The sequence below is a fragment of the Vibrio sp. TRT 1302 genome (genome assembly GCF_050113875.1).
In the GTDB taxonomy this organism is placed as follows: domain Bacteria; phylum Pseudomonadota; class Gammaproteobacteria; order Enterobacterales; family Vibrionaceae; genus Vibrio.
Genome location: NZ_JBNJOF010000004.1, coordinates 338,133 through 350,946 on the forward strand (window position 1 = coordinate 338,133; position 12,814 = coordinate 350,946).

General features: G+C 38.2%; 11 protein-coding genes. 4 read left to right on the forward strand and 7 right to left on the reverse strand.

All coding sequences use genetic code 11. From position 1 onward, the window contains the following. Nucleotides 1–6: 6 nt before the first annotated feature. The 6 genes from ACQEXP_RS08605 to ACQEXP_RS08630 form a co-directional block, all read right to left on the reverse strand. Nucleotides 7–672 carry a fimbrial biogenesis chaperone gene (locus tag ACQEXP_RS08605; RefSeq protein WP_285373016.1) on the reverse strand — a complete coding sequence of 222 codons (666 nt, stop codon included), beginning with the start codon at nucleotides 670–672 and terminating at the stop codon, nucleotides 7–9. Then, on the reverse strand, nucleotides 651–3,134 hold the full coding sequence (locus tag ACQEXP_RS08610) for a hypothetical protein (protein ID WP_426969423.1): 2,484 nt from the start codon (nucleotides 3,132–3,134) through the stop codon (nucleotides 651–653). The genes ACQEXP_RS08605 and ACQEXP_RS08610 overlap by 22 nt, the downstream gene beginning before the upstream one ends. 81 nt (nucleotides 3,135–3,215) lie before the next feature. After that, complete coding sequence (locus tag ACQEXP_RS08615) at nucleotides 3,216–3,761, reverse strand: fimbrial protein (RefSeq protein ID WP_285373013.1); 546 nt, start codon at nucleotides 3,759–3,761, stop codon at nucleotides 3,216–3,218. 323 nt (nucleotides 3,762–4,084) lie between these two features. Beyond that, entirely contained in the window at nucleotides 4,085–5,965 is a 1,881-nt protein-coding gene (locus ACQEXP_RS08620; protein WP_426969424.1) for a methyl-accepting chemotaxis protein, read from the reverse strand. Between the two features lie 80 nt (nucleotides 5,966–6,045). Then, nucleotides 6,046–6,315, reverse strand: coding sequence for a ribbon-helix-helix domain-containing protein (locus tag ACQEXP_RS08625; protein WP_042769940.1), 270 nt, complete (start codon nucleotides 6,313–6,315; stop codon nucleotides 6,046–6,048). A 413-nt stretch (nucleotides 6,316–6,728) separates the two neighbouring features. Then, nucleotides 6,729–8,591: a methyl-accepting chemotaxis protein gene (locus ACQEXP_RS08630; protein ID WP_426969426.1), complete on the reverse strand. Its 1,863-nt coding sequence runs from the start codon at nucleotides 8,589–8,591 to the stop codon at nucleotides 6,729–6,731. A 673-nt stretch (nucleotides 8,592–9,264) separates the two neighbouring features. On the opposite strand from ACQEXP_RS08630, the gene ACQEXP_RS08635 reads away from it, so the two are divergent. Next, a complete protein-coding gene (locus ACQEXP_RS08635; RefSeq protein ID WP_407006185.1) occupies nucleotides 9,265–10,284 on the forward strand; it encodes a helix-turn-helix domain-containing protein in 1,020 nt (339 codons plus the stop codon). 30 nt (nucleotides 10,285–10,314) lie between these two features. Here ACQEXP_RS08635 and ACQEXP_RS08640 read toward each other — a convergent pair whose 3' ends face one another. Then, nucleotides 10,315–10,578, reverse strand: a complete 264-nt coding sequence (locus tag ACQEXP_RS08640; protein WP_426969428.1) for a hypothetical protein — start codon at nucleotides 10,576–10,578, stop codon at nucleotides 10,315–10,317. 1,151 nt (nucleotides 10,579–11,729) lie between these two features. Here ACQEXP_RS08640 and ACQEXP_RS08645 point away from each other — a divergent pair. Genes ACQEXP_RS08645 through traL form a run of 3 tightly spaced genes read left to right on the forward strand, consistent with a single transcriptional unit; the run spans nucleotide 11,730 to nucleotide 12,811 of the window. Beyond that, nucleotides 11,730–12,107, forward strand: coding sequence for a hypothetical protein (locus ACQEXP_RS08645; RefSeq protein WP_407006182.1), 378 nt, complete (start codon nucleotides 11,730–11,732; stop codon nucleotides 12,105–12,107). 60 nt (nucleotides 12,108–12,167) lie between these two features. After that, nucleotides 12,168–12,491, forward strand: a complete 324-nt coding sequence (traA, locus tag ACQEXP_RS08650; RefSeq protein ID WP_407006238.1) for a type IV conjugative transfer system pilin TraA — start codon at nucleotides 12,168–12,170, stop codon at nucleotides 12,489–12,491. A gap of 17 nt (nucleotides 12,492–12,508) precedes the next feature. After that, complete coding sequence (traL, locus tag ACQEXP_RS08655; protein WP_407006180.1) at nucleotides 12,509–12,811, forward strand: type IV conjugative transfer system protein TraL; 303 nt, start codon at nucleotides 12,509–12,511, stop codon at nucleotides 12,809–12,811. Nucleotides 12,812–12,814: the final 3 nt, after the last annotated feature.

The following is a 12,814-nucleotide window of genomic DNA, read 5'->3' on the forward strand; positions in this document are numbered from 1 at the left end:
ATCAACTCATTCGGCTGTCATAGCAAAAGATTTAGTATATATTCCACCGTACCTGTTGATAAACTCAACAAATACACTTTTTCCACTAGGGCATTTAGTATTCAAATCAAAGTATGTCGTTGAATTAGGTTTAAGCTCCGACAGTGAATACTCTTCTGAAAGCACATCTTCATTAAACAATACCTTATTGATTGAAATGTGACCATCAGTCTTATTACTTACAAACAAACTAGAAGGTGATTTTCCACACCCGATTTCAATTGCATTATCATAGTCAATTCTATCCGCTTTTTTTCGGACAAATATTTTTATTCTCGATGATAACACCACATTAAGACCTAATTGTGTGTTATCTGTCTCCTCTTGAATTTCAAAATAATACAAGCGTCCTTCTTTGAGATTTTTCTCCAAGGAAAACAACCTTACTATTCGTGACTCTCCTGGTTGCATTTTAATAAAATTGGGGGTTAATAAAATTTTATCAGTACGCTGAACTTCATTTTGGTCAGTCACTAAAATAGAGACATTCTTCACCACTTCTGAGTTATTTCTTAAAACAACTTCGCCAGGCTGGTTTTGAACAAGGTTCAACCGAGTACGATCTATCGTGACTGCTGCATGACCCTGAGATGAAATTATCATCAGCATTACTAAATAATATAATCTGCGCATTTTAACGTTCCAAAATCGATTACAAGTTTTTCCGAATCAATTGGTAAAGAATATTCACAATTTAACTCGGGTATTCTAAGCGAGACTTCGTCTTGCCCTGGTTTTAAGATAAATTCATTTGAAATTAGTCCATTGGGACCGATGTATAAAACCTCATCACCTAGATGCACTTCCATGCCTTTAACAGTTTTTCTAGAGTCGGATTCTACGTAGCCAACTAAATACTTTATCAAGTTGACTTGGACATCAAAGTGGTAAATACCATTAGGTTTAGGAGTAACATTCAATACATCTTCATCACCTAGGCTTTTATCCACAGAGCCTTCCGTTAATGAAACTTTTTCTGAAGCAAAATGAGAATTTAAAGGTATGATCAGCACCCCATCATCGTTAGGCCTATTTCTAGCTGACAAAGTTTCGGAGTTACTCTCCAAAATCATTAAGGTGGGTGTCGTCAGTGATGTCAGATAAAGGTTATTTTTTGAGTATATCGCTCCCCCAGATAAACTCAGACTTCTAGTCTCAAAATGATTAGATTTACTGTATCCTACGTTCAAGTTAGTATCTTCAGTACTAAGCCATGCGTCTGCCGATTTTGTTGTACCAATTCTACTGTTGTCTTTTCTAACTGATACAGACATCCCCTTATCTCTGTCATCAGATGTGTAACTCGCTCTAGCATAATAGCCGCGATTACTTACATCCCCATACCACTGTAATTTATCAAAATCAACACTCATAGTAAGACCAAAATATTCATCTTCGTCACTACTATTGGTATAATTTAATGTCATACTTCCAAGCCTATTAGGTATCGAGTAGTCAACTGACACTTGATTGAGATAAATCTCACTGGAGTTATTCGATAGATCAATCAATAAACTGTCGTCGTTTAGTATTAATCCTTTTCGATTATACGTTGCATTTAACTGGTAGTTATTGTCTTGATAATACTTGCCATATAGATTGAAGCCATCCCCTGTAGACATATAGATCCCAGCATATGATCCCCATGTTTTATCATATCCAAACAATAAATCGTTATTTAGGCCAAACATCAGACTTTTGATACTGAGATTAAGCTGACGATCCGATGTAGAGTAATATCCATTCAAACTGACGCTGTAATAATCGAACCCCCTCACCCCTTCATATTCAATAACCAGATCTTCATTGCTCTCACTCAGTCCAAGCTTAGCTCCCCATTCATAACTACCACTTTTGTAAAGCGAAGCCATGTTATTGGAATAGTCATATGGGATATTTATATACTTTTTTTTCAAACCAAGTTCGGATATAACCAATGTCAGATCATTAGTATTGACATATTGATAGGATTCAATTTTAGATTCACCGCCTGACGTAGACATTGAACTAATTAATTGATTTCCTTGATATAGCTCCACATAGGCTGGACCTCCGGTGGTAAAATAAATCGGCGGCGTATAGATCAAACTATCATCATTCAATAACCTTCTGTTGTACTCGACACCCACCCCATAGATTTTTGAGGAGTTACCTTGAATTTTCCCTACTGAATAAATCATAGGGCCTTCCTCACTGATAGACTCCAAATATAAAGAATCAAGGTTGAGTTCTGAGCGACTATCATAATCATAGTAAGAAAGCTTAGAGATCACTGTCGACCTTTCAAAGCTTAAGTAATTGTTCAAACCACCAGTGAAACTATCGTTATTATTGATATTTGAGCTATAATTCATCCAATAATTGGAATAGTTTGCAACATTACCATTTTCAAAGGTCTTTATCTCTGTTTCAGAACTAGACTCTTCAGATTCAATGTCTAAGATTAGGTTTATTGATTGCTCTCTATCATCTAGTTCAATAAACATACCGGGGATATCTTCATAAGGCATAGAGATATATTCAACTAAATCTATGTCATTGTTGTAGATGATATTACTTGCAACTTCACTGCTTAATAATGGTTTGTCATTTATATAATCAGTTTTATATACACCAATTATATTTCCATTTAATACAACTTGGTTAACTCGACTTGTATATTGGGTGCTATCATCAACAGTCTTATCCGCCGTTAATAAAGAATCTTTCAGGGAAAGATCACTTTCCTCATAGCACACAAGGAAAGGGATTGACTTCAGATTGGCATTTTTTTTCAGAAAGCTTATCTGTCTTTTTGCCTCATCTAGTCCATCATAACCAGAAATGTAAACTCTCCATTTACCAGAAAGTAATTTTCTTACTTCTAGCTTTAGAGTAGAATCTATTTCAAGAAGAGATTGAAATTCATTAAAATTCGGTTTCTTAAAGTCTGTATATAAAGATACCTTAGTTTCTCCCGAACATTCAGTTGCTTGTAATACATCCCAATACGAAACTGGAATTATACTATCTTCTTTGTATTCTATTTCTTGAGCAAACAAGAGCACTGGACAATAGAGAACAAAACCAAGGTGTAATTGGCTAAGACGACTCATATATATCGATTCATATTATTTTTGGAAACACCCTGAACCTTAATGGCACAGGGTGATGTTGGGCGTACAGCTTGTTATCTTTTATTTGTAAGCAACTTGTAGCGAGATCTTTCCACCAAACTGTCCAGGAGTTAGAGTTGCCGAATGCGCATAAGGTTGAGCTTTAAAAAGAATCGCGCCTGTACTTGGAGTATACGCAGCTGTATTAGTAGACAAGATATCAGTATAACCTGCATTTACAACCTTGGTACCATCAGCTAGTTTAACTTGCACTCCAGCGCTTGTATTTCTACCATCAGTAACAATGCTATTATCAATCACAGTGTCCGCGCTTGTGACCTTAATTTCAGCACCATTTGTAAATGTACCAGAACATGAGCTTTCTGGTACAACTGAGAATGGCACTTCAGTACCAAAAACAGCGGAAGCAGTCGTTGGAGCAGAGTCGTCAAACACTCCAAAGTCAATAGTATTAACAACCCCATTAGCTGTTTTAATTTCAAAATCACATGTTGCTGTTGAAATTAAACCATCAAACTGAACCTCAGTAACATTTTGGCCAACAGCCAATACACTACTAGAACTAAAAGACGTCAATAATGATAATGCAATAATATGTTTTTTCATAAACACCACTTTAAACTTTTAAAAAGATTCCACTTAACAATAATATGACCTCCATTTCATAAACCTATTATTTCATGGCACTCTAAATATGGGTGGTATTTATATACTACATACTGATTTTTCTAATCTTGTACTATTTGTCATATCTTTTAATAAAAATAGTTTCACTGCTGCCCAATATTTTTCTTGGTCGAGTTTCAAACTGCCTCTATATAAGCACTCCTTACAAGTCAATATCTTTACCATCATTTGATATTGCAATCAGTAATGCTTCCCAAATTGGTACAAATGCGCATCAGAACGATAATCTGATACGTACATTCTTATATTTTAAAGAAACCAAGATCACTCTTTTGGGTCTCTGCAAGCTTAGCGAGATCAGAGGATGCTTGAAGCGTATCATTCATGCCAGAAACGTTTTGCTGAACAAGGTCAAACGCCAACGTGGTGTTCTTAGAGATGTCTTCAGTCACGCTAAATTGCTCTTGAGCGGAAGTCGCTACTACGGTGTTAATTTCTGAAATGGATTCAACAGAAGCCGAGATGTCCTCAAAAGAGGCCCTTATGTTGTCTGCAAGTTGGACTGAGTGCACGATAAGCTCAACGTTCTGAGCCATATTAGTTTGCGCTCGCTCTGATTGCTTTTGCAGCTTCTCAATAATTTCTTGGATACTAACCGTGGATTCTTGTGTTTTAGAGGCTAGGGATCTCACCTCATCAGCAACTACAGCAAATCCACGCCCGTGCTCGCCTGCCCTTGCAGCCTCGATTGCAGCATTCAAGGCAAGCAAGTTGGTTTGTTCCGAAATTGAATTGATTACCTCCGTTACAGAACCAATTTCAATCGCAAACTGACGAAGCTCATCAACAATGTTCGCGCTTTCATTCACGGATGAATGGATAGATCCGGTCAGAGTAATGTTTTGCTCCAATGCTTGCTTACCAGACTGTACATTTTCCTTGGCCTTACAGGCTTCTCTTTCTGCAACTAGTGCTTGCTGGCTCACTTCCTGTGAAGTTGAGGAAAGCTCACTAATAGCAGTAGAGATTTGCTCTACCTGAGACAGTTCCTCCTGCGCGTTGGACTTAGTATCACTCATCACTGCATTCAGTTCTTCCGAAGCAGACGCCACATTCTTGGAAATGGCGTGTGTGTTTTGGATTAACTCCGACAGTTGATTCGATAGTTTAATGAGTGACTGATAAATGCCTGTTTCATTCCCCCTTGGGGTAATGCGCTGTGTAAAATCGCCATTAGCCATCTTCTCCATCAAACCAGCAATCTCAGTCGGAGTACCACCAACAGGAACTAATACCAATTTGTTCACTGTTACCAATAAGATACTTAATCCGATTATCAAACTTATGACACCCACAATGGCTGAAGTGACTAATTGACTGTCTGCTCCTTTCTCAATTTCTGTATCTTTGATAAAACTGACCAACTTCCAACCTGCGATATCGAGCTGTGTCCAAAATGCAGTAAACGCAGTCTCGTCTCCTTCAACGACCTTGCTATAGTTCATTTCCGGTGTACTAGCACTAAAGCTTTTGTAAAGTGGAAGCTCTTGGTAAATGTTTTTGCCACGTAGACCTGGATATGGCGCGGCTAGGATAGTGCCATCCTCAGCATACAGGAACACATCCTTTCGCTCTGCAACAGACTCTAAAAAGGAATCTAGATACACAGAGGTAATAACAGCAATCGAGTGGTCTATTTTATAGGCCATCACGACGATTTCTCTATTGGTCACAGCAGAGACAAATGGTGGAGAAAAGAAGAATGTTTTGCCTTCATTGAATACAGCTTTATAGTAATTACGCCCAAGGTCTCGAACGTTGAAGTCTAGCTTTTCACCTTTGGCATTAAAGATCCCTCCATCGATATCGATAAGGTACGCGCCTTCAATAAATCGAGTTTGAGTCCGATACAGCATCTCAAGTTGAATGATCGCTCTGACCGAGAGGCCTTCATCCGTTATGTCGGCTTTACTTGCTTTAACCGCAGAGAGAACACTTCGATACCCCTCTATCCTTCGAGATAAATTTTCCTCAATTGTCGCATTCTTTTCTTGCAGTACTTGTTTATTTAACTCGATACTCTCATTCTTAAAGGACATAAAGCCAATCGCTATTAACGCAACAACGATAAACGCGATAATAGCGCCAATGGTTCCTAAAATCCTTACCTTAAACTCGTTCATAAATCCTACTATTAGTTTTATCTTTCTGGAAAACATGACGCTTATATACGAATTAAATTACAACTCTACATTCACGAAAATTAAGTGCTATTTTTATTTTCCAAGAAGACCACGCACGAAGTCCTAAGGAGAGACGTAAAGTTTCTAATATCTATGTTTCTATCTAATGCTTCACTATAAAGTTCAGATATAAACTGAGCTCTAGATTTACCTTCAATTTCAGACATTTCATCTAAGACTGCCCAATATTTATTTTCCAATCTAATACTTGTTATATGCCCTAGAATCCGAATAGATCTACTTCTGACCATATAGTTTTCTTTTGGTTGACCTATAAACAGTTCGCACATGGAACCCACCTCAACTTAACACAAATTTTATCAATTAAACTAAAACACTACATAGTACTTTGATTTCAGAAACTAATTTATTAGCGTAATTTGACAATTCGCTATTAACATCAATAGCATTTAATTTCAAATTAGCAACATGACCAGATAGTAAAGATATTGCTTTTGAGTCTATATCTTTGCAGTGTTTTGATATTATCCTTAATTTCTTTAGCTCGAGTTCGATAAGAAAAATCATTGATTTAAAAATATCATCCGTATCATTATTAGAAGGTAATGAGCTTATATTGTTAATGGTTTCAGAACAGCTCCTACAAACTGTAATACTTCCAAACTTGATACAGTCATGATGTTGAATACAACAAAAATCACACCTACACAACATAATATCTTTCTCAGATTATTTATGAATATTAAACTTTAAAGAAACGTAGCTGTTCTTTAAGACCATTTGACACACTGACTAATCCTGTAACTAGCTCACCGCTATTACGGATATATTTCATGTTTTCATCAACAGATTGCGTTAATGTATCAATTTGTTTAGATACTTCCTCGACTACAGACGCTTGTTGCTCCGAGGAAGAACTCACGGACGCATTCATTTCTAAAAGAGTCCTTATATTTTCCTGAATGACAGAAAACTGCTTCTCTAGTTCAAGTCGACTACCATTGTAACTTTTGATTAGAGTCATATTTTCTTTGACAAACGTATCAAGCTTTTCTGACCTCTCCTTGAGTATTTCAACAATGTCTTGTATCGATGATGTCGATTGTTTTGTCTCAGAAGCTAGTTTTCTGACTTCGTCAGCAACCACAGCGAAGCCTCGACCATACTTGCCTGCTCTCGCAGCTTCGATTGCGGCATTCAGTGCTAATAAATTTGTTTGTTCAGAAATTGTATCTATCATCTGAACAATCTCACTTACACTGGTCGAGCTATCGATGATTCCACTAGAAATTTCTGACGAATCAATCGTAGATTGAGTTATTTGATCTCCAATACGTTGAACTTTCTTTAGTATATCCCTACCCTGTACTACCTGTTGTTCAATTGCTTCATTAGTTTTACTTACTGTCGTCGCATTGCTTGCAACTTCTTTAGAAGATTGACTAAGTTCTACGCATGCCGTCGCTATTGATTCAAATTTACCCTGCTGTTCTATGCTGTTCTCTACCACTACATCGATGTTTTCTCTGCTATATTTAGAGTTTTTATCCATAATTTCAGTAGCACTAACAATTTCACCAACAATAAGGGAAATACTATTTTTTAATATGGTTACGGATCGATCAATTGATGACAATTCATTGTGTAATTCGGTTTGTTCATATTCAGACAAGTCGCCCTGAGCTAGACGATGCAGCCTGATTTTAATATAATCTATGCCAACTAATTCTTTCCTTACAATTAGAATAACTGATGCAACTATAACCAGATTAGTTCCGACAACAATCCCTATAAATATAAGTATTTGCTGTGAATTTTCATTTATAACTTCATTCTGACTGACAAAGTTATATAGATTCATGTCACCGAGTTCTTTTTTGGAAGCAGAGTACCAATCTCCATCCGGAGTTTGATACATCAACACTTCACTCCCTAATTCAGAAAATATTGGCCGTATTTGGATTAATTGATTGCCAACCCAATCAGAATTGGAAGAGTCAGCAGCTATAACATCGCCATCCAAGTTAGTAAGCGCGTATTCCAGTCCTAATTTTGGTACTAGATTATCTAGAGCCACGTCAAACCCAAGTAGACCAATAAGTCCACCTTCATTTTTTATTGGCACCGATAAAGTAATTGTATAATTGCCAGTCCAAGACTTATACGGACGAGTCAAATAGTAATTGGATGGCTCCCTTATAACAGCATTGAACCACGTTCTAGATTCCTTTTTGGCATTAAAATCAGGAATCCAACCATTAGAAGTCAATACTCTTCCTTCTAAATCGGCGACGAAAACTTCAGTCAATGCTTCCGTTTCACCTGCGGTATGCTTTAGTACAGACTGTAAATAATCATTTTTATCTTTGTCGTACGACCAAGATGATGGCAGACTCGATAACGCGTAAGCGATTGATTTTGCTTCATCGATGAATGAGTTCATCTCCGAATTATAGGAAACTTCAATAATTTTTCTCGACTGCTCGTCAAGTTGTATTGCGTCAGCGTCTGCTAGAGCCCTTAGATAGTGATATGTTGCTAATGTGACAAAAACTAACATAGCAACTAATGCCAATAGAGAATATTTTAGTATTTTTTTTAGCATGACAAGGCCTGCTCAATTGGAACTTACACATAATCCCTTATAAGCACATGGACATGTAGTACTGATACACTACATGCATTAAATTTCCATACAATGTGACAATAATCACAATAGTATGCCAACAAAGCTATTGACTCTTGTCATATTAGGACAATTGACATACTTAAAAGGCCAGATTAGAATATTAAATGAGACATATCTCCAATATATATCGAAATGCTCTTATGCATATTTTCCTATTTTTCAATATTTTTATTAGGAGATTTCTTACATGTTTTTTGATTTTTAATAAAATACTTTAAGTCTAGACAACGAACAAAAAATGACTTTATTTAAATTGGTCAAGTTGATTTATAGGTCTAGTTTTTAGAACGTAACCATTAGAAAGATCTGTTCAGTCAATTGGAAGATATGCTCATTTAGAAAAGCCATACACGCTCATTCGTCGTTGTAATACTTTGAATGTTTGAGTCATGTCAGATAAGTCACAAAACATCAATAGATGATTGATACTCTATCCCCCTTAACTATAGCAATGGGATAAAATCTCAGTCTAGTCACTTCAAACGTCAGAAATGTAAGGTAGAGTATTTGATTTACAATAAACCTGTATATCATCCATATTCCTTCTTGTTTTGGCGCTATAGCAACAACTAACATTTAAAGAGATAGTATGCAAAAAACAACAGATACACTGAACGACTCTCTCTCGGTTCACCCAGGCTGGGGAAAGATGTTTCAACACGCAAAAAAAGAGCTCCGTGTACAATCTTTATTTGATAGCTGGCGAACTACCCCATCAAATCGCCTTTACTTGGAAGATTTGCGAAATGACTTATACGCAGCACTAACCGATCCAGAACAAACTATTCCATTCATATCAAAATGTGCCAAGAGCGTTAACCCTTTCACATTTGGTTGCTTTAGTCTTTTGTTTTGGACTTCACCCTGCATTAAAACAGCCTTAAAAAACAGTGAAGATTATTCAATATTAATGAGCAACCCCATTCACCTTCAAAGTCAAACCATGAACAACGGCGATATCGAAATCTGGTTTATAGACAACGAAACAACTCATCACAATCCAACGGTAACCCACCTTGGTACCCTTTTATACATTTTAACTTTAAGCGAGATGCTCCAAAAGTTGATTGATCATCCGGTCCCCCCCTTGGCTATTGAGTTAGTTTCTCCTGAGTTTACCGATATACAATTAGACACCATCAGGCAAATTTCAAACGTCTCGCTCAGTCCAAATAAAACTCAGAATAAACTCTGTGTACCACATGAATTGCTACAAATTGGCAATCCATATTATGATGAAGAAGTCTATCACTCCCAATTAGATCTAGTTCGCGTCAAAGCAAGCGCGCTTAAGAAAAACGATATTATAACTAATATATTCATCTACTTAGATGGCATGCGTGACTTAACTACGGTATCCGCTGAAACAACAGCTAACTACCTTGCTATGAGCGTAAGAACTCTAAATAGAAAGCTCAACAATCAGAATACGTCCTACCGAGACGTGCTTACTAACTACAGAATCGAAAAATCTCTTCGACTCCTCAGTGACAACTCGCTAAATGTTACAGAAATTGCTTTCCAGTTAGGTTTTGGCGATGTTAGTTCCTTCTCAAGAGCATTTAAGGGATGGACAGGAACTACACCATTGAAGTTAAGAAATACTTAGCGTTTTACCGTATTTATAAGGTTATGAAATTCAAATACTTTTAACTTGTTCCATACAGTCAAAATATTTCCTAGCTTCCGCTTCCCAATAACTGTGTAAAAGCAATGCAAAGTAACCACGCTGCTTTTGCTTCAAGGTTCGCAGCGATGCTTGTTCATTGGAGTGACTTTGATACATAGACTCAGTAATAACAACGTTCGTGTCTAGCGGATTCGATAGATAGAGTTCTATATCTAAAAGGCAGTTGGCTTCTGATTCATTAAGCCCCTGATTGACTAGTAGTTTCACACACATATGATGCACCAAGTTATTTGAAACTGCCTGTAATTCAGTGCTTGTCTTATTCAATGTCATTTCTGTTTCTCTTTCAGTCTAACCTGTGAGAGATCCATGCTCAGAATTTCCATGTTTATTGAGAATACGTTAGTTCAGAATGAAAGTCTGGAAAATACTCCTTCCATTTTGGAAAGCGGCCGCTACCGACAGGCTCGGTATTGATAACGTTGTCTCTCTTTTTAAGCAAAACTCTCGAGCCTTCTTTCACCGTTTTCACTTGCAAAGTTAGGCTCAACAAGTGGGGGGCTACTGACGATTTATTGAGTCGCATCATTCTGATACTCGGTCAGTACCAAGTAACCATATGATGCTATATAACGAAGAAGATTTGTTCTAACTATACATATGACACAGTCCCCCAACGACTACCCTCATTCGAGTGAAATTAAATTCGACACTCGGCCTTTAAGCAACCTAAATTCAGGTGGCTACTTTATATCAGTAAGTCCACCCCATATCACCCCATCCAAATTCAACTCTGGCCCTTTTCACTCTAAACTTTATCAAAGGTGACTGGTTTATCAAACTTGATGCGGCGTTCAGTTTTGGGCCTTGCTAAGCGGCCAGATTAGCAAGTGAGATAGCTCTGAACTTTCCGTCGGTTCGTGATCTCTTGTGTAGTGCCACCGAGCCTCGAGTTTTATCCTCGGACTTGCCAAACAGATACCATTGTGCGATTTCGGTATATTCGTACATTGCTTGTACTTTCATTTTTGACGCATAGTGGTTGCATTGATATTGGAGTGATTGAAAACAAAGAGTCATTCTCGTTTACTTTTGAATCCAATACATAACTAAAAGAGTCGGCTGCTCTTTTTGCTGAAAGCGCCACAGATGGGCGCAGGACAGCTTAAATAACCTAACCAAATTCAGGCGCCTGTTAGGTGAGGCGCAGACCAATGCCAACATTCTGAGTATGTATGCAAGCATCATCACTCGGTTTGAGGGAGCTAATTGGGAGTATCACCTTAGCCTTTAACCTAAACCTTAAAGGTTGAGTTTGACTACACAAACTCACAAGCCAGTTTGTAGCACGAGCTCTGTAAGGGGCTCCATTGTTGTGTCGATTTTACAGTCTACACAACAATGTCCTACCACAAGGAGTGCCTATGATCATCGTCTACGGATATTACCAAGGCGATCCCATGGAGCTGATTGGCAAAACGCTTGACCAACAAGGCACTTTCATTGCCGCCAAACCTATTGGTCGCATTGATAATCAATTAACCTTTGCCGCTCTTGTTGATAGCTCGAAGCCAATCGACTTTCCAGTCGTTCTGCCTCATTGCGTTCTTGTTAAAGAACAAACATACACCCACAAACCTTATAAACCCCATCTCGTCAATACGGCGTTGATGAATGCCAAGCAACGCAAAACCTATTGCAAAAAGCTCAAAAAGAGACAGCCCTTAAGTACCTCGAATTGGAAACTGCACATCAGTCGCAATCGAGGCCTTAAGTGGGTACGCGATCATTTAACCGCTTAATCTCATCACTTTTTCACCCCAAAAAACGACTCTACATCATCCAGCGTTGAGTCTTTTTTTATTTCAACACAAATAAGGAAGCAACTTATGCCACTTATCAATCAAAAACACACCCATCACGTTCTTTTTCTATTGCTCGCCACCTTCTTACTGCTCTGCTTCGCCGCCCCATCCTTCGCCACGGACTTGTTTGCAGGTGGTAAAGCCACCATCAAATCCACCGCAGGTGACGATTCAGCGGCAGAAATGGCCATGCTCACCGCAGGTGCACTCGGCGCTGCGGTTCTCGGTTTCACGACGCGTAACTGGTTCGCTGCCATTGGCGGTTTTGCTGGCGGTATGATTTTCTGGGAAGTCATTAAGCCACTGGTTGGCCTAGTTTAAAAATCGGGCGGTGATGTATGGACAACCAACAGCTTTTTTTTGCTATCCCAAAGCACCTCAGTAAAGGCAAGCGCTTATCAGGTTTACCCCGAGACGAAGTCTTGCCCGGGTTTATTCTCTTTGTGCTCTTCTTCTTAGCCGGTAAATACTTGATAGGCCTTATCCTTGCGGCCATCTGGTTTATGGGACTTCGCTATATAAAAGTTCAGTACGGTGAAAACATCATCGCCCTAACCCTCTACTGGTGGGGAAACGCCTCACTCAATCACAGTGTCTTCAAACATACTCCCGCTGCGCAAAAGCGTTACTGGCTCTCTTAAGAG